The 23888-nt window shown below is 66.4% G+C and carries 25 protein-coding genes; 13 read left to right on the forward strand and 12 right to left on the reverse strand.

Annotated elements, in window-relative coordinates:
* Positions 1-103 precede the first annotated feature (103 nt).
* From glgX to FHU31_RS03660, 4 genes are all read left to right on the forward strand, one after another.
* A complete protein-coding gene (gene glgX, locus FHU31_RS03645; RefSeq protein WP_167155996.1) occupies positions 104-2242 on the forward strand; it encodes a glycogen debranching protein GlgX in 2139 nt (712 codons plus the stop codon).
* A 109-nt stretch (positions 2243-2351) separates the two neighbouring features.
* The gene (gene mbp1 / locus FHU31_RS03650) at positions 2352-2582 is read left to right on the forward strand and encodes a microaggregate-binding protein 1 (protein ID WP_208410125.1); all 231 of its coding nucleotides are present in this window, start codon (positions 2352-2354) and stop codon (positions 2580-2582) included.
* A gap of 77 nt (positions 2583-2659) precedes the next feature.
* A complete protein-coding gene (locus FHU31_RS03655; RefSeq protein WP_167156000.1) occupies positions 2660-3691 on the forward strand; it encodes a zinc-binding metallopeptidase family protein in 1032 nt (343 codons plus the stop codon).
* A 44-nt stretch (positions 3692-3735) separates the two neighbouring features.
* Positions 3736-4131 carry a tautomerase family protein gene (locus FHU31_RS03660; protein ID WP_167156002.1) on the forward strand — a complete coding sequence of 132 codons (396 nt, stop codon included), beginning with the start codon at positions 3736-3738 and terminating at the stop codon, positions 4129-4131.
* On the opposite strand, the gene FHU31_RS03665 is transcribed toward FHU31_RS03660, so the two are convergent.
* Positions 4128-4868, reverse strand: a complete 741-nt coding sequence (locus FHU31_RS03665; protein ID WP_167156004.1) for an SDR family oxidoreductase — start codon at positions 4866-4868, stop codon at positions 4128-4130. The two genes, FHU31_RS03660 and FHU31_RS03665, sit on opposite strands and share 4 nt — an antisense overlap.
* Before the next feature lie 218 nt (positions 4869-5086).
* Between FHU31_RS03665 and FHU31_RS03670 the strand changes: the two genes are divergently transcribed.
* A complete protein-coding gene (locus FHU31_RS03670) occupies positions 5087-7426 on the forward strand; it encodes an arylsulfatase (protein WP_234901130.1) in 2340 nt (779 codons plus the stop codon).
* 6 nt (positions 7427-7432) lie between these two features.
* On the opposite strand, the gene FHU31_RS03675 is transcribed toward FHU31_RS03670, so the two are convergent.
* From FHU31_RS03675 to FHU31_RS03690, 4 genes are all read right to left on the reverse strand, one after another.
* Positions 7433-7876, reverse strand: coding sequence for a TIGR03618 family F420-dependent PPOX class oxidoreductase (locus tag FHU31_RS03675; protein ID WP_167156008.1), 444 nt, complete (start codon positions 7874-7876; stop codon positions 7433-7435).
* 34 nt (positions 7877-7910) lie between these two features.
* Positions 7911-8819 (reverse strand): NAD(P)-dependent oxidoreductase, encoded by a 909-nt coding sequence (locus tag FHU31_RS03680; protein WP_167156010.1) that lies wholly within the window; start codon positions 8817-8819, stop codon positions 7911-7913.
* A complete protein-coding gene (locus FHU31_RS03685) occupies positions 8816-9331 on the reverse strand; it encodes a nitroreductase family protein (protein ID WP_167156012.1) in 516 nt (171 codons plus the stop codon). The genes FHU31_RS03680 and FHU31_RS03685 overlap by 4 nt, the downstream gene beginning before the upstream one ends.
* A 95-nt stretch (positions 9332-9426) precedes the next feature.
* Positions 9427-10053 (reverse strand): TetR/AcrR family transcriptional regulator, encoded by a 627-nt coding sequence (locus tag FHU31_RS03690; RefSeq protein WP_234901131.1) that lies wholly within the window; start codon positions 10051-10053, stop codon positions 9427-9429.
* Between the two features lie 233 nt (positions 10054-10286).
* On the opposite strand from FHU31_RS03690, the gene FHU31_RS03695 reads away from it, so the two are divergent.
* The 4 genes from FHU31_RS03695 to FHU31_RS03710 all read left to right on the forward strand — a co-directional run bounded on the left by FHU31_RS03695 (position 10287) and on the right by FHU31_RS03710 (position 14868).
* A complete protein-coding gene (locus tag FHU31_RS03695; protein WP_234901132.1) occupies positions 10287-10721 on the forward strand; it encodes an MmpS family transport accessory protein in 435 nt (144 codons plus the stop codon).
* Between the two features lie 20 nt (positions 10722-10741).
* Positions 10742-13615, forward strand: coding sequence for an MMPL/RND family transporter (locus FHU31_RS03700; RefSeq protein WP_167160589.1), 2874 nt, complete (start codon positions 10742-10744; stop codon positions 13613-13615).
* Positions 13612-14442 carry a thioesterase family protein gene (locus FHU31_RS03705; RefSeq protein ID WP_167156014.1) on the forward strand — a complete coding sequence of 277 codons (831 nt, stop codon included), beginning with the start codon at positions 13612-13614 and terminating at the stop codon, positions 14440-14442. Before FHU31_RS03700 ends, FHU31_RS03705 begins: the two co-directional genes overlap by 4 nt.
* A 168-nt stretch (positions 14443-14610) precedes the next feature.
* Positions 14611-14868, forward strand: coding sequence for a DUF7218 family protein (locus FHU31_RS03710; protein ID WP_090358338.1), 258 nt, complete (start codon positions 14611-14613; stop codon positions 14866-14868).
* Between the two features lie 29 nt (positions 14869-14897).
* Here the strand turns inward: FHU31_RS03710 and FHU31_RS03715 are convergent, their stop codons facing one another.
* Positions 14898-15968, reverse strand: coding sequence for an NAD(P)H-dependent amine dehydrogenase family protein (locus tag FHU31_RS03715; protein ID WP_167156016.1), 1071 nt, complete (start codon positions 15966-15968; stop codon positions 14898-14900).
* Positions 15969-16023: 55 nt separating this feature from the next.
* On the opposite strand from FHU31_RS03715, the gene FHU31_RS03720 reads away from it, so the two are divergent.
* Both FHU31_RS03720 and FHU31_RS03725 read left to right on the forward strand, forming a co-directional pair.
* A complete protein-coding gene (locus FHU31_RS03720; protein ID WP_167156018.1) occupies positions 16024-16692 on the forward strand; it encodes a TetR/AcrR family transcriptional regulator in 669 nt (222 codons plus the stop codon).
* 48 nt (positions 16693-16740) lie between these two features.
* Entirely contained in the window at positions 16741-17436 is a 696-nt protein-coding gene (locus tag FHU31_RS03725; protein ID WP_167156020.1) for a hypothetical protein, read from the forward strand.
* Here FHU31_RS03725 and FHU31_RS03730 read toward each other — a convergent pair.
* Together FHU31_RS03730 and FHU31_RS03735 are read right to left on the reverse strand one after the other, a co-directional pair.
* The gene (locus tag FHU31_RS03730; RefSeq protein ID WP_167156022.1) at positions 17419-18555 is read right to left on the reverse strand and encodes a hypothetical protein; all 1137 of its coding nucleotides are present in this window, start codon (positions 18553-18555) and stop codon (positions 17419-17421) included. The two genes, FHU31_RS03725 and FHU31_RS03730, sit on opposite strands and share 18 nt — an antisense overlap.
* On the reverse strand, positions 18548-19474 hold the full coding sequence (locus FHU31_RS03735; protein WP_167156023.1) for a metal-dependent hydrolase: 927 nt from the start codon (positions 19472-19474) through the stop codon (positions 18548-18550). Before FHU31_RS03735 ends, FHU31_RS03730 begins: the two co-directional genes overlap by 8 nt.
* Before the next feature lie 161 nt (positions 19475-19635).
* Here FHU31_RS03735 and FHU31_RS03740 point away from each other — a divergent pair, with 161 nt between their 5' ends.
* Positions 19636-20238, forward strand: coding sequence for a TetR/AcrR family transcriptional regulator (locus FHU31_RS03740; RefSeq protein ID WP_167156025.1), 603 nt, complete (start codon positions 19636-19638; stop codon positions 20236-20238).
* On the opposite strand, the gene FHU31_RS31990 is transcribed toward FHU31_RS03740, so the two are convergent.
* Positions 20239-20463, reverse strand: coding sequence for a hypothetical protein (locus FHU31_RS31990; RefSeq protein ID WP_208410129.1), 225 nt, complete (start codon positions 20461-20463; stop codon positions 20239-20241).
* A gap of 90 nt (positions 20464-20553) precedes the next feature.
* Positions 20554-21546, reverse strand: a complete 993-nt coding sequence (locus tag FHU31_RS03750) for a LacI family DNA-binding transcriptional regulator (protein ID WP_167156027.1) — start codon at positions 21544-21546, stop codon at positions 20554-20556.
* Positions 21547-21625: 79 nt separating this feature from the next.
* Between FHU31_RS03750 and FHU31_RS03755 the strand changes: the two genes are divergently transcribed.
* Positions 21626-22399 carry a TIM barrel protein gene (locus tag FHU31_RS03755; protein WP_167156028.1) on the forward strand — a complete coding sequence of 258 codons (774 nt, stop codon included), beginning with the start codon at positions 21626-21628 and terminating at the stop codon, positions 22397-22399.
* Here FHU31_RS03755 and FHU31_RS03760 read toward each other — a convergent pair.
* Positions 22389-23102, reverse strand: a complete 714-nt coding sequence (locus tag FHU31_RS03760) for a TVP38/TMEM64 family protein (RefSeq protein ID WP_167156030.1) — start codon at positions 23100-23102, stop codon at positions 22389-22391. The two genes, FHU31_RS03755 and FHU31_RS03760, sit on opposite strands and share 11 nt — an antisense overlap.
* 1 nt (position 23103) lies before the next feature.
* On the reverse strand, positions 23104-23880 hold the full coding sequence (locus FHU31_RS31995; protein WP_167156032.1) for a response regulator transcription factor: 777 nt from the start codon (positions 23878-23880) through the stop codon (positions 23104-23106).
* Between the last annotated feature and the right edge of the window lie 8 nt (positions 23881-23888).

A 23888-nucleotide genomic window follows, 5' to 3' on the forward strand; every position in this document is an offset into this window, starting at 1 on the left:
TGTCCGGCAGCAGATTGTGACCCAGGCCGCACCGTACGTGTCGGCCGGGTTACATCTGGGCGCTGCGCGTTTCTTGTTTACCGTGCTGGGGTATGCACGGGTGATGACGCACACCGATGCTGTAGAAATCTGGCCGGGCAAAGCGTATCCATTGGGCGCCACCTATGACGGCTACGGCACCAACTTCTCGATCTTCTCCGAGGTCGCCGAGCGGGTCGAGTTGTGTCTGTTCGATGCCGACGGCACCGAGACGCGGGTGGTGTTGCCCGAGGTCGACGCCTTCGTCTGGCACGGCATGATCCCCAATGTCGAGCCCGGTCAGCGCTACGGTTACCGCATCCACGGGCCGTACGACCCGGCCAATGGTCAGCGCTGCAATCCCAACAAGCTGTTGCTCGACCCGTACGCCAAGGCGATCGACGGCCAATTCCATTGGGACCAGTCATTGTTCGGCTACAACTTCGGCGATCCCGACAGTCGCAACGACGATGACTCCGCGGCCAGCATGCCGAAGTCCGTGGTGATCAACCCCTTCTTCGACTGGGGTTCGGACCGTTCACCGGAGCACGAGTATGCCGACTCCGTCATCTACGAAGCGCACGTCAAAGGCTTGACACAGACCCATCCCGACGTGCCGGCGCAACTGCGAGGCACCTACGCCGGCGTCGCGCACCCGGCCATCATCGACCACCTGAAGTCCATCGGTGTGACCGCCGTCGAACTGATGCCGGTGCACCACTTCGCGAATGACTCGACGTTGATCGACAAGGGACTGTCGAACTACTGGGGGTACAACACCATCGGGTTCTTCGCCCCGGACGCGAAATACAGCGCGAACCCGAATCCCGGTGGCCAGGTGCAGGAGTTCAAGGCCATGGTCCGGGCCCTGCACGAAGCCGATATCGAGGTCATCCTCGATGTCGTCTACAACCACACCGCCGAGGGCAACCATCTGGGGCCCACGCTCAGCTTCCGTGGTATCGACAATGCCGCCTACTACCAGATCGTCGACGACGACAACCGGTACTACATGGACTACACCGGCACCGGAAACAGCTTCAATGTCCGCCATCCGCACTCGCTGCAGTTGATCATGGACTCGCTGCGGTACTGGGTCACCGAGATGCGGGTGGACGGGTTCCGATTCGATCTGGCTTCCACGCTTGCCAGGGAGTTCTATGACGTCGACCGCCTCGCCACGTTCTTCGAACTGGTGCAGCAGGATCCGACGGTGAGCCAGGTCAAGCTCATCGCGGAGCCGTGGGACGTCGGGCCGGGCGGCTATCAGGTGGGCAACTTCCCGCCGCAGTGGACCGAATGGAACGGGAAGTACCGCGATACGGTCCGCGACTTCTGGCGCGGCGAGCCGTCCACCCTCGACGAGTTCGCCTCCCGGCTGACCGGGTCCGCGGATCTGTACGAGCACACCGGCAGGCGGCCGGTCGCCTCCATTAATTTCGTCGTTGCGCACGACGGATTCACGCTGCGAGACCTGGTGTCCTACAACGAGAAGCACAACGAGGCCAACGGCGAGGACAACAACGACGGCGAGAGCCACAACAGGTCGTGGAACTGCGGCGCCGAAGGCCCGACCGACGATATCGCGATCAACGAATTGCGCGGTCGCCAGCAGCGCAATCTGTTGGCGACATTGCTGCTGTCCCAGGGGGTACCCATGATCTGTCACGGCGACGAACTGGGCCGCACCCAACAGGGCAACAACAACGTCTACTGCCAGGACAACGAGTTGTCCTGGGTCGATTGGGCGAACGCCGACGAGGAGTTGATCGCGTTCACCCGGCAGGTGGCCGCGCTGCGCACCGAGCATCCGGTGTTCCGCCGGCGCCGGTTCTTCAACGGGCGGCCCGTGCGGCAGCGCGCCAGCGCCGGAGTGCCCGACATCTCCTGGTTCCGACCCGACGGGTACGAGATGGGTGATGACGACTGGGAAAGCGGTTTCGGCAAGTCTGTCGCGGTCTTCATCAACGGCAACGGGATCCCTGATCGGGACCCGCGCGGTCGACGCATCACCGACGATTCGTTCCTGTTGTGCTTCAACGCGCATCACGAGCCCATCGAGTATCTGGTCCCCCCGGCGGTATATGCCGCCCGCTGGGAGCCGGTGCTCTACACCGCGGATTCGGTTCAGGTGGACGGCGCCAAGGCGATCGACGCCGGGCAGCCCCTGGTCGTCGATGCCCGTTCCACCCTCGTGTTGCGGGCCGTGCCGTCCCCGTCGTGACCGTCGTCACCCCGTCTGAACGGCAACGGGGCACACCACTTGCAGGTTTGGGGGGATGTCTCGATGGGGTACTGACCGGGTACGAATTTTCCCGTCGAAAGGAATGACCATGGGCGACAGTGGACCCGAAGAGGCCGTGAAGGGCATCGTCGAGGACGTCAAGGGCAAGGCCAAGGAAGTCATCGGCATCGTCACCGACCGGGACGACCTCCGTGAAGAGGGCCAAGCCCAGCAGGACAAGGCGGAGGCCGCGCGCGATGTGGCCAAGAAGGAAGCCGAAGCCGAAGCCGCCCGCGCAGCCGAAAGTGCCGCCGAGGCGCGGCAGAAGGCCGCCGAATAACCGCAGCCCCATCCGAGCGGCAAGAGCCACCGTGGCTCTTGCCGCTCGGCTGCTGCACAGACCAAAGAGGATGACCGATGCGGGATTTCACCTGTCCGAATTGCGGGCAGCGGCTGTCGTTCGAGAACTCGGTGTGCCTGAGCTGTGACAGCAGGCTGGGTTTCGCGCTGGATCAGATGGCCTTCCTGGTGATTGCGGAGGATGAACTGGCCGAGCAGGCCGGTTCGGTCGCCGACACCGAGTACCATCTGTGCGCCAATCTTCATCTCGCCGAATGTAATTGGCTGGTCCCCGTTGCCCCGGTGCGTCAGTTGTGCCAGTCGTGCGCATTGACCCGGACTCGTCCCCACGACGCCGACACCAAGGCGCTGGCCGCGTTCGCGCTGGCCGAGAAGGCGAAGCGCCGGATGATCGTCGAGCTACGCGAACTGGGGTTGCCGATAGTCGGCCGCGATGCCGATCCGGAGTACGGGCTGGCGTTCGACCTGCTGTCCAGCGACCAGGAGAAGGTGTTCACCGGTCACGAGAACGGGGTGATCACCCTCGATCTGGCCGAGGGCGACGACGTGCACCGGGAGCAGTTGCGCATCGCGATGGAAGAGCCCTACCGCACCCTGCTCGGCCATTTCCGGCACGAGGTGGGGCACTACTACTTCTACCGGCTGATCGCACCTGTCCAGGAGTATGCGCAGCAGTTCGAGCAGCTCTTCGGCGACCCGGATGAGGACTACCAGCAGGCCCTGGATCGCCACTACAACGACGGTCCGCCCGCCGACTGGCAGCAGGACTTCGTGTCGTCGTACGCCACCATGCATCCTGCCGAGGACTGGGCCGAGACGTTTGCCCACTACCTGCACATCCGGGACACGCTGGATACGGCCGCGGCGTTCGGTTTCGCTCCGGCCGGGGCGACCTATGACCGGCGCGTGCTCGGACCCAGCGGGTTCGGCACCATCACCGATATGTGGTTGCCGTTGGCCTGGGGACTCAACATGGTGAACCGATCGATGGGCAAGGAGGACCTCTACCCGTTCGTGCTCACGCCCACGGTGCTGGACAAGATGCAGTTCATCCACACCGTCATCGACGCGAGCACCGCCGCCGCGTGACAAATCGATGGAAGTCGGGCCGCTCGATATGCCAGGATGCCGTCGTGCCCAGCTCACTGGTCGAAGTCCGCAGGCAGTACACCGTGGCGGAGGAGATCGCCATCATCGACGCCGTCCATGACGCCCTGGTGGCGGCATTCCGGATTCCGTTGGCGGACAAACATGTACGGCTGGTGGTGCACGCGCCGCACAGATTCGCCCACTCGCCGGAGCTGGCCGATCCGCAGCGCTACACCCTGGTCACGATCGACTGTTTCGCCGGGAGATCGGTCCAGGCCAAGCGGGGGTTGTTCGGCGAGATCGTCAGTCGACTGGGCGGCCTGGGTATCCCGGCCGACCATGTGACGATCGTGCTGCGCGAGAGTGCCCTGCAGAACTGGGGGATCCGCGGCGGTCAGGCGGCCTGCGATGTCGACCTCGGGTTCGAGGTGACCGTCTAAGCCGACCGGTCGACCAGGTAGTCGGAGCCGCCGACGTAGACGATGCCCGGGTGGTAGGGCGAGCGTGCCGCACCGGCGATGGCGGAGGCGAACTCCTCGACGGTCGGCAGTGGGGCGAAGGAGCGGCGAGCATCGACGGCATCGGGGTCGCGACGCTGCAACAGCCGGATGATGATGGTCCCGTCGATCATGTCACCGGACACCACAGTGAAATGGATTCCGCGCCGGTCGAATTCGTGCTTCATCCCGTGCAGGGCGGTCTCCCCGGCGCGCTTGCTCAAGGCGATCGGGGCGTAACCCTTGGGCACGGCCTTGTGCGGGTAGAAGTGCGCCTGATGGCTGGTGACGAAGACGATACGGGCACCGGTCGGCATGAGAGGGAGCGCCAGCTCGACCAGTCGCCGCTGTGCATCGCGATTCAGCCGCATGGCGTAACCGGAGTCCGCGCCCTGCTCCAGGCCGCCCGAGGCGTTGAGCACCAGCATGTCGAGCCGGCCGAAACGTTCGCCGATCTCGGCGATCATGGCGGCCACGGCCGTCTCGTCGGAGATGTCGGCGCCCAGTGTCGAGGCCCGGCCGCCGAGGGCGCGGATATCGTCGGCGACGGTCTGCGCCCGTTTGACCTTCTCGCGGTAGTTGACGATGACGTGGGTGTCCGGCTCGGCCAGCTGGCGGGCGACTTCGGCGCCGATGCCGCGGGACGCTCCGGTGACCAAGGCGATCCGGCTGTCGTGCATATCGGTTCCTTCCGCTGATCACGGGGGAGAATGCTCACCCGTGCTGGCACCTGCGAAGCTTCACCGTACACCAAAATTAAGAAAAGTAAGAGATACCTAAGGTAACGGTAAGGTGGAGTCACGATCGCTTTCGCCGTGGTCCGGGACGGATGAGGCACTACGGTGGGCTGTACGGCAGGCACACAGGTGCAGGCGCGACACGTGCACAAGGAGCAGCGTTGTCCGACGAAATCGGCGCCCAGTTGATCCCCCCGGTGATTCAGGGCGGCGGTGTGCTCCCGTTCGCCCCCGTGCCCTCGGCGAGCATCGCAGGCCGCACCCTGCAGGAGTCGACGTACGCGCAACGCGAGGTTCCGCGGCGCCTGCCCACGGACACGCCGAATATCGTCATCGTGCTGATCGATGACGCGGGGCCGGGCCTGCCGACCACGTTCGGCGGTGAGGTCACCACCGCCACGCTCGACCGGATCTGCGGCGAAGGTGTCACCTACAACCGGTTCCATACCACGGCGATGTGCTCGCCGACCCGTGCGTCGCTGCTCACGGGCCGCAATCACCACGAGATCGGCAATGGCCAGATCGCCGAATTGGCCAACGACTGGGACGGCTATGCGGGCAAGATCCCGCGCTCCAGCGCCACCGTGGCCGAAGTCCTCAAACAGTACGGATACGCGACGTCGGCGTTCGGCAAGTGGCACAACACCCCCGCCGAGGAGACCACCGCCGCCGGACCCTTCGAGAATTGGCCCACCGGACTGGGATTCGAGTACTTCTACGGTTTCCTCGCCGGCGAGGCCTCCCAGTACGAGCCGCACCTGGTGCGCAACACCACGGTCGTCTCCCCGCCCAAGACGCCCGAAGAGGGCTATCACCTGTCCGAGGATCTGGCCGATGACGCCATCGGTTGGCTGCGGCGGCACAAGGCGTTCAACGCGAACAAGCCGTTCTTCATGTACTGGGCCAGTGGCTGCCTGCACGGCCCGCACCACATCATGAAGGAGTGGGCCGACAAGTACGCCGGGAAGTTCGATGACGGATGGGATGCCTATCGGGAGCGGGTGTTCGAGCGTGCCAAGGCCAAAGGCTGGATACCGCAGGACTGTGAACTGACCGCACGTGACGAGACGCTCACGGCGTGGGAGGACATCCCCGAGGACGAGAAGCCGTTCCAGCGGCGGCTGATGGAGGTCGCCGCCGGCTACGCCGAACACGTCGACGTCCAGGTGGGGCGTATCGCCGACGAACTCGAGCACCTGGGCTACGGCGACAACACGCTGTTCTTGTACATCTGGGGCGATAACGGATCATCCGGCGAAGGTCAGAACGGCACCATCGCAGAGTTGTTGGCGCAGAACGGTATTCCCACCACGGTGCGCCAGCATATCGATACCCTGGAGGAGCTGGGCGGTCTGGACGTGCTGGGCTCGCCACTGGTGGACAACCAGTATCACGCCGGCTGGGCTTGGGCGGGCAGTACTCCGTACAAGGGCATGAAGCTGCTGGCGTCACATCTGGGCGGCACCCGCAATCCGTTGGCGGTGCGCTGGCCGGCGAAGATCACCGCTGACCCGGTGCCACGCGAGGTGTTCCTGCACTGCACAGATGTGGTACCGACCATCTACGAGCTGGTGGGCATCGAGGTGCCCCGGGTGGTCTACGGCGAACCGCAGATGCCCTTGGCGGGTGCCAGTTTTGCGCGGACCCTGGCTGACCGGGCCGCGCCGGGTGGCAAACGGACCCAGTACTTCGAGGTCATGGGCAGCCGGGCGATCTACCACGACGGGTGGCTCGCGAGCGCCCGCGGGCCACGGCTCCCGTGGGTTCCCGGCCTGCCCGAGGGTATCGCCACCTGGACCCCGGACAACGATCGGTGGGAGCTCTACCACCTCGACCAGGACTGGTCGCAGGCGAACGACCTCGCTGATTCGCTGCCCGACAAACTCATGCAGATGCGTGAGATGTTCGCCATCGAGGCGGCGCGCAATGCGGTGCTGCCCATCGGCGGGGGCCTGTGGGTGCCCGTCTATCACCCGGAGCTGCGGATCACACCCCCGTACCGCGAATGGGAGTTCGCCGGGGATATGGTCCGGATGCCCGAATTCTGCGCTCCCGCACTGGGGAACAAGAACAACGTCGTGGTCATCGAGGCCGATATCCCCGAGGCTGCCAGCGGTGTGCTGTACGCGCTCGGTGCCGCCGCCGGTGGGCTGACCTGCTACCTGGACGACGGCTACCTGTGCTACGAATACAACCTCTTCATCTTGTCGCGCACCAAGATCCGGTCCGCTGAGCGACTGCCGGCGGGGCGTACGACGATCTCCGTCACCACTCGCTACGCCGTCGAACGACCAGCGGGGCCGCTGGACATCACGATCGACGTCAATGGGGAGTCGCTCGCGTCCGGGCAGGTCCCGGTCAGCGCTCCGCTGTTGTTCACCGCCAACGACTGCCTGGACATCGGCACCTGCCTCGGCTCGCCGGTATCGCTCGATTACCGCGAACGGGCGCCGTTCCCGTTCGAAGGTCACATCCACCGCGTGCGGGTCGCCTACACGTAGGAGTGCTCAGCCGTTGCTGTAGACCCGGACCGGATCGATGAGCACCGCGGTGCGGCCCTGCTCCCGCATCACCCGGTCGTAGGTGTCCCAGTCGTCGTGGGTGCCGCCGGCCGCGGCGAAGATGTCGCGCAGTAGCACGCGTAACCGGTCGGGATCCGTCAACCACGGTTGCGGATCGGCCGGGCCGGCCAGTTCGGCGCGGCCCTCGACGGTGGCCCACTGCCAACCGGACCGGAAAGTCACCGCGATCTGTGGCCGCTCGCGCAGATTGGCCAGCTTCACCGGGCCGTAGGTGACGAACGCCAACACCGGCGCCCCGGTGGCGGGATGGGGGAGCACTCCCGCGTTGATCAGCGAGGACTGAATCGTGGCGTCGGCGCGCAGGGTGGACACCACCGCGAGGCCTTGATCCGCGGCGGCCAGCGCGGCCGCCTCCGTCAAAGTCGGCATGGCCCACCCCTTTCGGCATCGTCGAGTTGTGTCGTCATGTCACCACATTGGGCGGGGTGCCGCCCTCGGCATAGATGTCGATCTGAGTGCGAGCGACGACCCAGGCCCGTTCCCACGCACCCTCGGTACTGCCCGCCACATGCGGTGTCAGCAGCAGACCCGGTGCCTTCCACAAGGGATGCCCCGAGGGCAACGGTTCGGGATCGGTGACGTCCAGGGCGGCGCGCAACCGCCCCGCGTTGAGTTCGGCCAGAAGCGCGTCGGTGTGTACCGCCCCGCCGCGGCCCGCGTTCACCACCACCGCGCCGTCTCGCAGTTTGCCGAGGAATTGCGCGTCGACCAGGCGGTAGGTCGACTTGTCGGCGGGCAGCATGGCCACCACGACATCGGCATCCGGGAGCAGATCGTCGAGGTCGTCGATGATGTGCACCCCGGGACGCGGTCGACGGCCGACCATGGTGACCTCGGCCTCGAACGGCGCCAAGCGGGACGCGAGATTGGTCGCGAGATCGCCTGCGCCCAGGATGACGACCCGTTTACCGATCAGCGTCTCGGTGACCTGAGGCCGCCAGAGCCCGGCGTCCTGTCGATCGCCGAACTCGCGCAGATCCCGGAAGATGGCCAGCAGCGCGGCCACCACCCATTCGGCCGACGAACCCCCGTGCGCCCCTCGCCCATTGGACAACATGACACTGTCGGGCAGCAGCGGTACCCACTGCTCATAGCCGGCGTTGAGCGTCTGCACCAGGCGAAGGTTGGGCAGGTCGACGAATCGGGCCCCGACCGCCGGGGCATTCTCGTATCCGACGACGACCACCGCGGCATCCAGTCCCGCCTCCGGCCACGGAGCGCCGGGCTGATACCGGACGGTCTCAAGATGCGGTGATTCGCCGAGTACCTTGACGCCGATCTCGTCCGGGACCAGGACCTTGCACGTGCTCACCAGTGCCCCTTGTGCACGACCTCGCCGAAGGGCCGGCGATCGGGCTTGACGATGGGCCGGAACGGCCGGTCGGCCGGGTATCCGATCCCGAGCAGATAGGACACCAGGTGGTCTTCGGGTACGCCCAGGATCTCGCGAGCCTTGACCTGATCGCCCACCGACGAGTGGCCGGTACCGATACCGAGATCGGTGGCGGCGATGGTCATCGCCAAGGTTGCCTGGCCGAGGTCGTACTGATCGATGAGTTTGGTGCGCTCATCCGGCGGCGCCGGCACGACCAGGGCAATCGCGGCCGGCGCCGATGCGATATGCCCGGCGCCGCGCCACACCGTCGAGAGTTCCTGCAGTGTGTCCCGGTCGGTCACGATGACGAAATCCCAGTGCTGCTGGTTGCGCGCCGACGGCGAGCGCCAACCCGCTTCGGCGATCCGGTCCAGGTCATCGTCGGACACCGGATCGGGGCGATAGCTGCGCACGTTACGCCGGGCCCTGATCGCATCCCAGGTTTCCACTTTCGAACTCCGTTCCTCCACAGTCAAAACTGCGCGCAGGCGCCGCGTATTTCATGTATCGGGCCTTGGATTTTCCTGTGACCACACCGGTCGACTCACACTCGCGCTGCGCTGCGCGGATGCTCCAGCCGCAGGATGGCGGCGTCGACGAGGCTCCGGATGATCTCGTCGGTGCTGAAATCGCTGAGCCACAGATTCGGCGAGTCGCTTCGGTGCAGCATGGCCACTCCATGCAGGGCCACCGACAGTGAGGCCGCAATCCGGTGCGCAGTCTTGCTCGGTGGTGACTGCGGCGCTCGGCTGCGACAGGCGAGCAACCCGCGGGTCACCGTCTCGAGGGCCTGGCGCGCGGCCGGCGGAATATCGGCCGACTGGGTCATCAGCGCATAGCGCAGCGGAAACCGCTGCGCGAAGGACACGTACGTCTGGCAACCGAGTATGAGTTTGTCTCGCGGGGTTGCGCCCGGTGCGCTCAGCTCGGTGATCTCGTCGCAGACCTGGCGCCAGCTGGCCTCGGCCACTGCCATCAGCACCTCGTCGCGGTCGGCGAAATGGGCGTAGACCGACGGGGCCGCGATGCCCGCTTCGCGGGCGATCCCGCGCAGGGAGACTTCCGCTTCGGTCTGCGCGGCGTCGATGACGCGGGTCGCGGCGGCCAGAATCTCGTCGCGCAGCAGTGCGCCGTGGCCGCGCTGGTTGCGCCGGCGAGCAGACTGGGACATGCCGCCAGCATAACATCCGTAAGTTTACAGATGTTAGCTTTCGATTCACCCGGAACCTGCGGACATCGTACCCAACGGTGCGGCGCGGTGGTTCGGTGTCGGCAACGCCGAATTCCGTGCCGGTCATGAGCTGGCTCACGCTAACTTTACAGTCGTTTCCTTACTGTCGTAAGGTCAGCCACCATGGTTACCGACCAGGCGCGTAGGTGCGCCGTCGCGAACGGGGTATGGCAATGAACGCAGTGGTACGCGCCCTGGCCAGAATCTGGGTACCCCTGGTCATCGTCCTCGTGGTCGGCGTCGGCGGGGTGATCATCAACCGATTCCACGGTGTGTTCGGATCCGGTCAGGACACCGGCGGCGGACGTGCGGAGAACATCGTCTCGACCGTGCCTAAATACGTGACCTACGAGGTGTACGGACCCGCGGGTACCGCGGGCATGATCAGCTATGTCGACGAGCATGCGCAGTCGCAGGAGGCGCGGTTCAGCACGCTGCCCTGGACTGTCACCCTGACGACCACGCTACCGAGCGTCTTCGCCAACATCATCGCCCAGGGCGACAGCCCGGAGCTGGGCTGCCGGATCACCGTCAACGGCGACGTGCGAGATCAGCAGTCCGTCAACGGAACCGACGCCACCGCGTTCTGTCTGGTGAAGGCGGCATGAGCGATGCTTGCGAGCCGATCATGAACCCGCACGGGCACGGCGCGCCAGGACGCTACCCCCGCCTGGTCCGGACCCTGTCGATACCGATCATCCTGCTCTGGCTGGCTGTCACCGCCGCGACCAATCTCCTTGTCCCGCAGCTGGAGAAAGTCGGCGCCGATAACGCCGTGTCACTGTCCCCGCAGGATGCACCGTCAGTGATCGCGATGAAGCACATCGGCGAGAAGTTCGGTGAATTCGGTTCGGACAGCGTGCTCATGGTGGTACTGGAAGGCGACGAACCGCTGGCCGAGCAGGCGCACCGCTATTACGGCGCACTGGTACAGCGGCTCCAGGCGGACACCGCGCACGTGGAGCATGTTCAGGACTTCTGGGGCGACCGGATCACCTCGGCCGGATCGCAGAGTGAAGACGGCAGGGCGGCCTACGTGCAGGTGCACCTCGCAGGCAACCAGGGGTCGGCACAGGGTGTGGAATCCGTCGACGCCGTGCGCCACATCGTCGAGGAATCCGACCCGCCGCCGGGGTTGCGGGCCTATGTGACCGGCCAGGCCGCACTGGTCGCCGACACCAACGAGGCCGGCGACAAGAGCATGGTGAAGATGACGGGCATCACCCTGCTGGTCATCGCGATCATGCTGTTGGTCGTCTATCGCTCGGTGACGACGACGCTGATCGCCCTGCTGGTGGTGCTCACCGAGATGAGCATGGCCCGCGGGCTGATCGCGGTGCTCGGCGCGCAACACATCCTCGGGTTGTCGACCTTCGTGGTCAGCATCCTCACCGCGCTGGCCATCGCGGCGGGCACCGATTACTGGATCTTTCTGCTCGGCCGGTATCACGAGGCCCGCAACGCCGGAGAAGACCGCGAGACTGCGTACTACACGACGTTCTCCGGTGTCTCCCATGTGATCCTGGGATCGGGGTTGACGATTGCGGGCGCCATGCTCTGTCTGCACTTCACCCGGCTCAACTACTTCAACACCCTCGCCGTCCCCTGCGCACTGGGCATGCTCGTGATCCTGGTGATGGCGTTGACCTATGCGCCGGCGGTGCTCGCGGTGAGCAGCCGGTTCGGGCTACTGGATCCCAAGCGCGCGACCAAGACCCGCGGCTGGCGGAGGGTGGGCACCGCGATCGTCCGGTGGCCGGTCCCGATTCTCGCCGCCGCCACGGCCATCGCGCTGATCGGAGTGCTCGCGCTGCCCGGTTACCGGACCAACTACGACAACCGGCATTACGTACCCGCGGACGTGCCGTCCAATATCGGCAATGCCGCGGCCGAGAAACACTTCTCGGCGGCCCGGATGAATCCCGACATGCTGATGGTCGAAACCGACCACGACATGCGCAATTCCCGGGACATGCTGGTACTGGACCGGATCGCGAAGAACATCTTCCGGGTGCCGGGTATTGCTCGCGTGCAGAGCATCACCCGGCCACTGGGACCTCCGATGGAACACGGGTCGGTGCCGTTCCAGATCAGCGCCCAGGGTGTGACGATGCGCGAGACACTGCAGTTCCTGAAGGCCCGTCTGGACGATACGCAGACCATGACAGACCATCTCAGTGCGATGATCGCCGTCATGGCGCGCCTGCACGATCTGAGCGTGCAACTGTCCGATGCCACCCATACCTCGGTGGGCACCGTGCACGACATGCAGGCCACCACGGCTGAATTGCGGGACCGGGTAGCAGATTTCGACGATTTCTTCCGGCCGCTGCGTAACTACTTCTACTGGGAGCCGCACTGCTTCGACATCCCGGCGTGTTCGGCGATGCGTTCGGTATTCGAGGCGACCGACAGCGTGGACACCCTGGCGGAGAACACCAAAGCGCTGGCCGACCAGATGGACAAGGTCGATGCGCTGACCCCGCAGATCGCCGCCCAGATTCCGCCGATGATCAGCCTGTCCACCAGCGTGCGCGACCTCATGGTCACCATGCACAGCACGTTCGGCGGGATGATCACCCAGATGGAGCAGATGACCGACACGGTGGCGGTGATGGGGCAGACCTTCGACGACGCGAAGAACGACGACATGTTCTACCTTCCGCCGGAAGCCTTTGCCAGTCCCGACTTTCAGCGCGGCATGGCGTTGATGCTGTCCCCGGACGGTAAGGCTGCCCGCATCATCATCACTCACGACGGCGACCCGGCCACCATCGAAGGTATCGCCCACGTCGATGCCGAACTACAGGCGGCCAAGGAGGCGGTCAAAGGCACTCCGCTGGCGAACGCGAAGTTCTATCTGGGCGGAACCGCGGCCACCTACAAAGACATTCAACAGGGCGCGCACTACGACCTGCTGATCGCGGCGATCGCGGCGATCATCTTGATCTTCGCCGTCATGTTGCTGATCACCCGCGCTTTGGTGGCGTCCGTCGTCATCGTCGGGACGGTGGTGCTGTCGCTGGCGTCCTCGTTCGGCCTGTCGGTACTCATCTGGCAGTACTTCCTGGGGATCGAGCTGCAGTGGCTGGTGGTGGCCATGTCGGTGATCGTGTTGCTGGCCGTCGGTTCCGACTACAACCTGCTGGTGGTGTCCAGGATGAAGGAGGAGATACCTGCCGGTCTCAAGACCGGCCTGATCCGGGCGATGGGAGCCACCGGTGGTGTGGTGACCGCGGCGGGAATGGTGTTCGCGTTCACGATGATCTCGATGATCGTCAGTGACCTTCGTTCGGTCGGGCAGATCGGTACGACCATCGGGTTGGGGCTGCTGTTCGACACGTTCATCGTCCGCTCGTTGATCACCCCGTCGATTGCGGCGTTGTTCGGACGCTGGTTCTGGTGGCCGCTCAAGGTGCGCAGCAGGCCGGCCCGGGCCTCGCGACCATCGGATCCGGATACCGAACCCGTGCCCGTCCTCGCGGTGGAAGGACAGTCATGACCGGTACCCGGCCGTTCACCGACCTGCTCGCCTTGGAGGTGCTCGGGGAGGGCCACTTCGGGGCGACGGTGGACCCCATCTGGACCATCGGACCCAAGGTCCATGGCGGCTGCATGATGGCGGTGTGCGCCGCCGCGGCCCGGCGCGCGATCGGTGCGGTGGCACTGCAGCCGATTGCCGTGAGCGCCAACTACCTACACGCACCCGATCCGGGAGCGGTCACGCTCACCACCACCGTGCGCAAACGTGGACGTCAGGTCTGCGTCGTCGACGTCGAACTGCGCCAGCGGGACCGAACCGCGGTGTCGGCGACGGTCACGCTGGGGCTTCTCGACGTCTCCGCACCGCGCCACCAGGAACCACTGGCCGTCGCCGCGATGGCATCGGCACCACCTGCCGACGCCATCCCCGTCACTGCGGACCACCCCATGGGCCAGATCGTGCACGTCGCCAGAGGCTGCGATCTGCGCGTCGATCCGTCCGCGGCGCACTACCTGTCCGGGCGACAGGGCGATCCGATCAACCGGATGTGGCTGCGACCTTTCGCCGATGACGAGGCCGACACCGACACCTCATTGCTCTTCGCCCTCATGGCCGGGGATATCAGTGCGCCGGTCACGATGAACCGCGGCATGTTGGGTTGGGCCCCCACCGTCCAGCTCACCACCTATCTGCGTCGACAGCCGGCCCCCGGCTGGATGCGGGTGCTGGCCAGCGCCACCGTGCTGGGGGACACCTGGTTCGAAGAGGACCACGTCATCCTCGACGCGGCCGGGCAGGTCGTCGTGCAGAGCAGGCAGCTCGCGATGATCCCGAAAGGGGCGTGACGGCAGGGCCGAGGTGAACGCCGACGACGGTGCGATCTCGGCGGGGCCTGCGCTTCTCGCGAGGTTGCCAGGGTATCCGGCGGGTAACCCAGCTCACATGTTTGCACCGGCGGATCTTCGGGAATGAGAAGACGGCTCAGGATTTGCCGAGGGCGAGGGGGTAGTACGGTGCCGAATGCATCGATCAAGAACGAGGAGCTGTACCAGGAGCTGCGAGAGGAGGGCGACTCCAAGGAGAAAGCCGCTCGAATCTCCAACGCAGTGGCCAACCGTGGGGCGTCCACCGTCGGCCGCAAAGGTGGGCGGTCCGGGAGCTATGACGCATGGACCGTTGCCGAGCTGCGTAAGCGTGCCAAAGAACTCGGATTGACCGGTTATTCGAACCTGTCCAAGGACAAGCTGATCGCCAAGTTGCGGGACTACTAGGCACCGGCGGTGCGCAGCGGTTCACGCACTCACGTCGGGACCACTCCGCGCGGCAGGATCAACGGCAGGTCGTTGTAGGTGACGATGCCCGGTGCCGCCGCGACGACGGCCGGGATCGCGTTCAGCGGGGGTGTGGCCGTCATGATGTGGCCGAGCACCATGAACTCCTCCAGCGTGGTCGCCTCGAAGTCCGGTGGCGGTAGGAAGCCGACCTTCATGGTGACCGTCGGCCGGCCGGCCACCTCGATGACCCATCCGTCCTGATCGATCTGCCAATCGGGCTCCAGGGTCTGGCCCTTGCGCCAGCGCAGGGTCAATTCGACGATGGTGCGCTGGCCGCCGGCTGGATCGTTTTTCAGGCCCTTCCAGCTGACGAACACCCCGGCTACGCCCCCGGCCGGAATGGTCCAGGACCCCAGGTCCAGGTCAGCGGTCGTCTTCGCATATTCGGCATCGCAGCGCACCTCGTCGAACTCGACGCCCAGCGCGTCGCCGATCATCCGCACCGCTTCGCCGAACACCCCGGTGCCGTGCGCGGTCATCGTCGGCAGCTCAGGGTCGTCGATGGGCCTGCCGAAGCCGACGGGCATCTCGGTCTCGGGGGAGTCGTAGAACGTCGTGTCGGCCGCCTCGTTGACGGTGATCTTGTCGACCCGGTCGCAGATGCCGGCCGCCACGACGGCCAGCTGGTTGACGTAGCCGGGGCTGATCCCGGACCCGAACATGGTGGATCCGCCACGCCGGCACGCGTCGGCGATGCGGTCGCGGCCCTCGCCCTGGTTGTGGCCGGTGATGAACGAGGCCGTCGCGACGACGTTGACGCCGGCCTCCAGGATGCGGACCAGTTCATCGACGTCGATCCACATCGGGTTGTAGACCACCACGTCGGGCTTGAGCGCGAGCAGGGCGTCGACGTCATTGGTGGCGGTCACCCCGAGGGGGGCGATACCGGCCAGCTGACCGACATCCTTACCGGCCTTGTCCGGCGACCAGGCGTAGCACCCGATCAACTCCAAGGTGGAATTCCTGGCGATGGCGGCGACGGAACTCTTGCCCACATTGCCCGTCGTCCACTGCACAACCCGGTACGGCTCGGTCATGTCGGTGAGTTTTTCACGGTCGTGAGAAAAAGAAAAGAGGGCTAGTCTCGGCGGGATGACAGCGCAGGTCGACAGCGATGATCGCGCGCCGCGGCGCCGTGGCCGTCCGCGCCGGATCAGCCACGAGCAGATCGTCGAGGCGGCCCGCGGCATCGCCCCGGCCGAACTCACGATGCAGGCCGTCGCCGACGCGCTCGGCGTGGACCGCACCGCACTGCACTACTACGTCGGCGACCGCGACGGGCTGCTGGAACTGGTGGTCGCCGATCTCTTCGACACCGAACTGCGCACCGTGGAACTACCCGCGCATGCCGACTGGCGTGAGGTGCTGCGCGCCTACGCGTCTGCCGTCCGGGACGGTGTACTGCGCTGCGGGGTGACCGCGACGAACTTCCGGCTCCGGGGGATCGGCGGCACCGCCGGTCTGGCGCTGGCCGAGCGGGTGCTCGTGGTGCTGACCGGAGCCGGCTTCGCCGTCGATGACGCGGGCCGGATCCTGACCCTCGTCGCGGGTATCGCGATGTCCGCAGCCCACGACGTGCTGGGTAGCGCGGAATCGCGGCTGCACCATCAGACACCGGAAGTGGCACGTGCGCTCAACGAGCTTCCGGCACAAGATTTCCCCCTGCTGTCCGCGGTCGTCGCGGATAGGCCCGGGGCCGACGATTTCGACTTCAATCTCGGCGTCGTCATCGCGGGCCTGGAACGCCATCTGAAGCTGTAGCCCCCCGTGCGGGAACCATATCGAGCCGAATGCTCCAGGATGGGAGGTATGGGCCTGATCCCGATACCGCGAACCGACCTGACCGATGCCGACGTGACGAGCGCGCTGGGGCGTGCGGTGAGCCTGATCGACCTCATCCTGGATGTGCTGGCCGAAGCCGATCCGCTGGGGTTACGGCGCCGGCTGGACTGCGTGGACATCCCCGGGACCAAGGCGTGGGAGGCGAAGGATCGCGCCGCGCGTATCCGGTGGTGGGTTCGCCGCGTCGGCGCGCTGGACACGGTGCTGGTCGCGTTCCCCGGGGTGTTCGGTGCGGTCGCCGACCGGCTGCCCGTCCAGGATCTGCTCGGGTTCACCAATCAGGCCATCGTGCTGTGCGCCGTCGCGCGTGAGTACGGCATCACGGATACGCCGACCAGGGTGCGGATGCTGGCGGCGGTGCTGTGCGCACGGGAGGTCTCCGACCAAGCGGAGTCCGAACCGGCCGTCCCGGATCCCGGCTGGTCCACGATGTCCCTGCCCCGCAAGGTGTGGCACCTGGCGGGCATCCTGAACGCCATCGGTGCCGAACTCGGGAAGCGGCCCCACCCGAAGGGCGTGTTCCGGTACCTGGGCATGCTGCCCTGGTTGGGTGCTGTCGCCGACTACTTCGGTGAGTACGGCGCCCTGATGCGTGCCGCCGCGGCGGGCGAAACGTGGATCACCCTGCACACCAACGTGATCGGCTCAGCCGCCGGCCAATAGGGGCTGTGGCGTGGTCTGTGCCCGCGGCGCCACGCTGCGGCAGGCGGCGATCGACAGCCCGGCGATGACGAAGCACACCACCGCGTACCAGAGGCTGCCGATCGGATCCCCGGCTGCTGTCACCCCGTCGGTGGCGCCGAAGTACGCCGGCAGCGCCGCCGCCCACAGCACCGCCATGACCGCCAGGTACACCGCGGCATAACCGAGGATCAGCGGGTTGGTGTGGTGTGCACCGGTTTCGCGCAGGGAACGCCACTGACCGACGAGCACCGGTACCGCGACGACCGTGAGGGCGACGAGTTCGAGGGCGTAGACCACCCCACCGGTATCGGTACTGCCGGTGATCTTGCCGACCACCGTCGCAGGCAGAGGCAGCACCGCGGTGCCGATGGACGCGAGCACACCGACGACGACGGTGCGCCACAGCACCTGTGGCCCGGTATAGGTCGTGCCGGCCTCGACGTGGCGGCCCACGAACAACTGCACGCAGAAGGCCAGCGACATCGGCCACAGCGCGGCGAATACCACGACGCTGGGCAACGGTACCGAGTCGAAGAACGGCTGGTTCATCGGATGGTCCAGAGTCCATTCCCACCAACGCAATTGCGGCCCGAGGTGATCGAAGATCTCGTAGAACGCGTGATGGATGAAGCCCACGCAGATCGCGCCGATCAGTACACCGCGCCGTTGGAACACCCCGAGGATGCGCACGATCTCGAAGGCGACGGTGGCCATCATCGGATAGATCGCGACGATGTACAGCGGTAGCCGGCCCCACAGGAAGTCGACGCTGAACACGTTGTGCGCGAACATCGTGTCCACGTATGCGCCGATCCCGAACTGGGCCGGGAAGTACAGCGGCGGCTCGATGATGAGCAGATAGGCGATGGCGCCGAACCACAGCACCACATTGGTCGGGTCGTTGTGGCGACGCCACCGGTTGACGGCGTACACCAGCGACAGCACAGCGCCGGCGATCACGAGGAGCTCCAGCACCGGAAGGGTCCAGTTCTCCAGGTTCAGCGGGTTGCGGAACGAGACGAGGCCACCCATGTCCTCGCAGGAAAAGCCAAGTCGCGCAGCCAGACCGGCGAATGTGGGCGCGCACAGATCAGACATCGGCGGATGCCTTCGCGGAGGTGTACCACTTGGTCACGTCATACCCCTCGTCGTAGCGCTTGAACCACTCGGCGGCCAGCGCCGGGAGCTTCTCGTGCGCCGGGTCATGGCCGGGAATCTGACTGCGCACGATACCCACCAGCGCGGCGAGCATCTCCCGCTTGCCCAGATCGGGGAACGGGCTCTGGAACGGCCCGTAGTCGGGACGTCGACCGATGCGCTGGAGCAGGGCGTTCTTGCCGCGCTCCAGGGCGAAGGTGGACACCGCGTCGACCTTGCGTACCTCCAGCGGGATGTGCCGGTTGAACCCGTCGCATGCCATCCGCACCACGTCCATGACGTGCTTGAAGATCGACGGGGCCACCCGCGCGCGGTACCACGGGTCGCCCACCAAGCCGTTGTAGATGATCAGTGCCGAGCTGCGGTGCTCGACCTCCTCGACGAAGTGCCACAGGAACAACGAGGCCACCCGGTCATCGCCCGGGGCGAACAGGGTGGCGTCGTTGTCCAGCATCAGTTTGAACACCGGGGTGAACGTCGCCTCCAAGTCGGCGGTGTAGGCCAGCCGGTACTTCAGCGGTGTGTTCGCGACGAGGTCGTCGAAGGCGGCGATCACCTCATCAAGGGTCTCTTTGAGCGCCGGGTAGGCCTTGATGAGTCCGCGGGCGTGCTGGCGATGGGCCATCGAGTGCTGGCCCTCCTGCCGGGTGAACGCATCGGCCTCCTCGGCGATCACCGGATCGGTGAGCAGGGGTTTGGCCTCGGCCATCGTGCTGACGATCATCTTCTCGAACGCGATCGCCAGGAACGACACCGCGTTGGCCATCGCGGAGAAGGCCGGATTGGTGTCGTTCCAGCAGAAGGGGACGTCGTAGTCAGCGAACGCGAACCGCATCTTGCGTACCTGTAGATCCGTCATCGAGCACCTCGCAGTAATCATACAAATCGGTCGTCATGTGTATGTTGACACTGTGTGGCACGCCCCGTCAATCGGCGATTTGTGTACGTCCACCGGCGCCCTTCGCCGCTGAACGTGCACAAATCGCTATCCTGCGGCCATGTCGGCGGAGGGATGTGACCGTGGCGCGTAGGCGCGGGTGGGGTGGCGAACCGCCGCGCACCGATGAGGAGGCGACCGCGCGCATCATCGATGCCGCGGTGAAGCTGATCGCCGAGACCGGTAAAGGCATCAGCATCGCCGATGTCGCGGCCGCGCTCGGCGTCATCCGGCAGACGGTGTACCGGTATTTCCCGACGGCCGAGGCGCTGATGCACGCCGCGGCCATCGCCTCGGTGGACGGCTTCCTGGACCGGTTGGCCGGCACGGTCAGCGGCATCGCCGACCCGGCCGAAGCCATGACCGAAGGGGTGATGTTCACCCTCGAGGAGGTGGCCCGGACTCCTCATCTGGCGATCCTGTTGTCCGAGCCCTATGAGAATGCCCGGCCCAGCAGCATGGCCTCCGATGAGGCCCAGGATTTCGGTATGCGGATGATCAACCGATTCGACGTCGACTGGGCGTGCCACGGATACGACGATGCGGCGCTGCACGAGCTGGTGGAGTTCACCCTGCGCACCATGCTGTCGTTCTTCGTGGCACCCAATCCGCCGGGACGGTCACGAGAAGAGTTGCGCCACTTCATCAAAAGGTGGCTGGGTGGCGCGATCTCGGCCCAGGGCTGATCACCGGGCCCGGGCCGCGGCGGCGGGGGTCATCTGCTCGACGGGGGTGAGGCGAGGTACACCTGCCAGATCACCGGGTTCGTCGGCCAGCAGGTTGGTGGCCGACCTGGTGAAGAACTCGCGCGCCGCGGCATCTTCGAACGTCTGTGAGTTCGACACGTCGACGACGACCTCGGCGCCCTCGAGTGCCCCGGTCAGTCCCTCGCCGATGACGACGATGCGCATGATGTCCCTCTCCGGCCGCAGCCCGCGGCGGCCTCCGCGCACCAGAACGGATGCGGTGGCGAGGATTCATCCCCGTTCGACTCGCCAGGGTCACGCCGGAACCGCGGTGGTCCCTCGCACCACCAGTGTCGGGGGTACGACGATATCGGCCGGCTCGACGCCCTCGGTGTCGTTGTCCAGGCGTCCCACCAGGCGTGTCACCGCCGCGCGGGTGAGCTGGGGGGTCTCCTGCCTGATGGTGCTCAGGTCGATATGTGCCAGGCCGGCCAGGGGGCTGTCGTCGAAGCCCATGACCGATATCTGCTGGGGCACCGGGACGCGGGCACGCACCAGTACGTCGAGTACGCCGAGGGCGCACCGGTCGTTGAAGGCGAAGATGGCCGACGGGAGCGGCGTACCGGAGCTGAGTAGGGCGGTCGCAGCCGCCGCGCCCTCACGTTCGGTGAGCCCACCCTGGTGGATCTCGGCGGTCGCGCCGGCTGCCCGCATGGCCTGGGTGTATCCCCGGCGGCGCTCGGCGGCCCCGGGCGCGCGGCCGCCGTCGAGAAAGGCGATACGGCGGTGGCCCAGGCTGTGCAGATGGGCAACGGCCATCGCGGCGCCGGCGGTGTCATCGCTGCGGACGGCGTCCACACCCCGCACCTTTCGGGCCAGGACGACCACCGGGGTACTGGCCGCCAGGGTGACCAACTCGGCTGCCGGAAGGTTCGGCCCCAGGAGCACCAGGGCCTCACACCGGTCGTCGAGCAGGGCGCGCACCGCGCGGCGCTCGTCATGGTGTGGGGTGACGCCACTGAGCACCACCTCGTAGCCGAGTTCGTCTGCCGCGGCGTACACGCCGTCGACGAGTTCGGCGTGGAACTCTTGTCCCGCAGCGAATGTCACGCCGAGCAGTTTGGTGCGCAGTTGGCGTAACCGTCGCGCCCGCGGATCGGGCCGGTAACCGATCTCGTCGGCGCAACGGCGCACCCGGGCGCGTGTCTCGGCGCTGGCGCCGGGCGCATCGCGCATGACGATGGACACCAGGGCCCGGGAGACGCCCGCGTGCCGGGCGACATCCTCCAGTGTCGGACGATGCTGCATGAGGTGAGACTAGAAGGTTCTAGTGCTTCGTGCTTTACTGGTCGCGACTAGAGCGTTCTAGTACATCGAAAGGTGACCGATGACCTTCCAGCTGGCCGTCTGCTCGGAGATGGTCTTCCGGGATCTGCCGATCATCGACCGCGTCAAGCGCATCCACGAGCTCGGGTTCGCCGTGGAGATCTGGAGCTGGCATGACAAGGACCTCGAGGCGCTCGCCGCCACGGGGGCCACCTTCACCTCGATGACCGGCTACCTGCACGGTGACCTCATCGACCCGGCCACCGCCGATGACGTGGTGCGCACCGCCGAGCTCAGCATCGAAGCCGCCGAGACGCTCGGGGTGACACGGCTGAATCTGCACACCGCCGAACTGGTGGACGGCCAGGCGGCGCGGCCGCGGCAGCGTGCCACCGGAGAGATGTGGCTGACCGCCCTGCGCACTCTGGAGCGTATCGGCGAACTCGGCGCACAGGCGGGCATGACGTTCTGCGTGGAGAATCTCAACACCCTCGTCGACCATCCCGGCGTGCCACTGGCTCGGGCCAAGGACACCCTCGCGCTGGTCGAGGGTCTCGGTCATCCGAACGTCAAGATGATGCTGGACCTCTATCACGCGCAGATCGGCGAGGGGAACCTGGTCGAACTGATCCGCCGCTGCGGTACGGCCATCGGCGAGATTCAGGTGGCCGACGTGCCCGGCCGCTGCGAGCCGGGCACCGGTGAGATCAACTACCCGACGATCGCCAGGGCGCTACACGAGATCGGCTTCACCGGCACCGTCGGTTTGGAGGCGTGGAACTCCGCGGACAGTGCGGCTGCACTGGCGGCGTTCCGCGTGGCCTTCACGGTCTAGATCGCCGCCACTTCCGGTAGCCGCGGTGCGCGGCGACGGTGCCGACGATGGCGGTGACACACCACACCACCGCGGCAGCGACGGCCAGCGGGGCCGACTGGTTGCCCAGCGCGGCTCCCAGCGAGGTGTAGACGAATGCGCGCGGCACCGATCCGATGAACGCGCCGAGTGCCATCTGCCACAACGGAACTCCGAACGCGCCGAACGCGTAGGAGGCCAGTGCGTCGGACATGCCGGGGATGAACCGCTGCCCGACGACGGCCCACAATCCGCGCCGTTCGATCTGTCGATCGAGCCGGTCGGCGCGCTCGGCCCCGAGCAGGGCACGTGCGCTGCCGCGACCGGCCCGCCGTCCGACCAGCGTGCTGATCATCGCGGTACCGACGGTGGCGCCGAGCGTCACACCGAGTCCCACGACCGGGCCGAACAACAGACCACTGCCCGCGGCCAGGATGGTGCCCGGGACGAAGATCGCACCCAGCCCGGCCGACAGCACGATGTAGGTCAGCGGGGCCGCCGGCCCGGTGGCGGTGACGGCGGCGCGGATCTCGTCGGTGTCGACGACCCGGCCGAACACCATGATGCAGAACAGTCCGCCCAGTACGGCCGCGAACAGCCCGAGACGCACCATGTGGCGCCGCCGGTCGGCGATGAGGTCGCTCGCGGCGGAAGCCGTGCCGTCCAGGCTCTCCGTGTCGGTCATGTCATCTGCGATTGTGCCTGGTCTCGCGCGGGTCCTCACGGTGGGCCGCGAGTAACGCCAGTTCGGTGCGGGACCGGCAGCCCGTGCTGTCGAGGGCGCGGCTCACATACTTCTTCACGGTGTCCTCGGTGAGTACGAGTTCCGCGGCGATCCGCGCGTTGGTCAGTCCACGGGAAAGTAGAACGACCACCTCGCGCTGCCGGTTGGTCAGTGTGGCAAGGGGATTCGGCTGAAATCCGGGCAGCGCGCGGGACACCACGCGTAATTGCCGGCACAACAGGCGCATGGTCGACGCATCGCGTGCGCAGACGGCGGCGGGATCCGGGTCGAACAGGCCGACCAGGCCGTGCCGGTGCGAGCCCATCGAGAACGTGAAGGCATTGCAGGACTGCAGACCGGCCCGGTGCAGGAACTGTTCGACGTAGCGGGCGGCGGCCTCCGGTGGTGGCGGCAGCTCGTCCAGACAGACCCCTCCGGTGTCCTGCAGTCGTTGCAGGGCGGCCGGGGTGGCGAACACGTCCGAGGTGTTCCAGGACCGCAGATAGTCGTCGAGAATCTCTCCGCTGGGATCGCCGGTGGTCGCGGGCGCAGCGTCACGGAACGCGTCGGCCACGCTGTCACCGGTGAAGAAGGTGACGCCTTGGACACCGAAGGCGTGTTGCACGGCGTCGACCACAGCATGGCGGAATTGACCGAGATCGGCGGCGTCTTCGCAGGCCTCCAGCACGGCGAAGACGCGTTCGTAGTCCCGGGCGCCGAGCCCGGCGGCACCGGTCACGCCATCAG

The organism is Mycolicibacterium fluoranthenivorans (assembly GCF_011758805.1).
In the GTDB taxonomy this organism is placed as follows: Bacteria; Actinomycetota; Actinomycetes; order Mycobacteriales; family Mycobacteriaceae; genus Mycobacterium; species Mycobacterium fluoranthenivorans.

Coding starts and splice junctions, on each gene's coding strand:
- FHU31_RS31990 (WP_208410129.1), bottom strand. CDS start 20,463: ATGCGCATCGTCGTCATCGGCGAGGGACTGACCGGGGCACTCGAGGGC.
- FHU31_RS03700 (WP_167160589.1), top strand. CDS start 10,742: ATGAACCCGCACGGGCACGGCGCGCCAGGACGCTACCCCCGCCTGGTC.
- FHU31_RS03755 (WP_167156028.1), top strand. CDS start 21,626: ATGACCTTCCAGCTGGCCGTCTGCTCGGAGATGGTCTTCCGGGATCTG.
- FHU31_RS03720 (WP_167156018.1), top strand. CDS start 16,024: ATGACAGCGCAGGTCGACAGCGATGATCGCGCGCCGCGGCGCCGTGGC.
- FHU31_RS03730 (WP_167156022.1), bottom strand. CDS start 18,555: ATGTCTGATCTGTGCGCGCCCACATTCGCCGGTCTGGCTGCGCGACTT.
- mbp1 (WP_208410125.1), top strand. CDS start 2,352: ATGGGCGACAGTGGACCCGAAGAGGCCGTGAAGGGCATCGTCGAGGAC.
- FHU31_RS03715 (WP_167156016.1), bottom strand. CDS start 15,968: ATGACCGAGCCGTACCGGGTTGTGCAGTGGACGACGGGCAATGTGGGC.
- FHU31_RS03725 (WP_167156020.1), top strand. CDS start 16,741: ATGGGCCTGATCCCGATACCGCGAACCGACCTGACCGATGCCGACGTG.
- FHU31_RS03655 (WP_167156000.1), top strand. CDS start 2,660: ATGCGGGATTTCACCTGTCCGAATTGCGGGCAGCGGCTGTCGTTCGAG.
- FHU31_RS03750 (WP_167156027.1), bottom strand. CDS start 21,546: ATGCAGCATCGTCCGACACTGGAGGATGTCGCCCGGCACGCGGGCGTC.
- FHU31_RS03760 (WP_167156030.1), bottom strand. CDS start 23,102: ATGACCGACACGGAGAGCCTGGACGGCACGGCTTCCGCCGCGAGCGAC.
- glgX (WP_167155996.1), top strand. CDS start 104: ATGACGCACACCGATGCTGTAGAAATCTGGCCGGGCAAAGCGTATCCA.
- FHU31_RS03695 (WP_234901132.1), top strand. CDS start 10,287: ATGAACGCAGTGGTACGCGCCCTGGCCAGAATCTGGGTACCCCTGGTC.
- FHU31_RS03665 (WP_167156004.1), bottom strand. CDS start 4,868: ATGCACGACAGCCGGATCGCCTTGGTCACCGGAGCGTCCCGCGGCATC.
- FHU31_RS03735 (WP_167156023.1), bottom strand. CDS start 19,474: ATGACGGATCTACAGGTACGCAAGATGCGGTTCGCGTTCGCTGACTAC.
- FHU31_RS03705 (WP_167156014.1), top strand. CDS start 13,612: ATGACCGGTACCCGGCCGTTCACCGACCTGCTCGCCTTGGAGGTGCTC.
- FHU31_RS03690 (WP_234901131.1), bottom strand. CDS start 10,053: ATGTCCCAGTCTGCTCGCCGGCGCAACCAGCGCGGCCACGGCGCACTG.
- FHU31_RS03675 (WP_167156008.1), bottom strand. CDS start 7,876: ATGCCGACTTTGACGGAGGCGGCCGCGCTGGCCGCCGCGGATCAAGGC.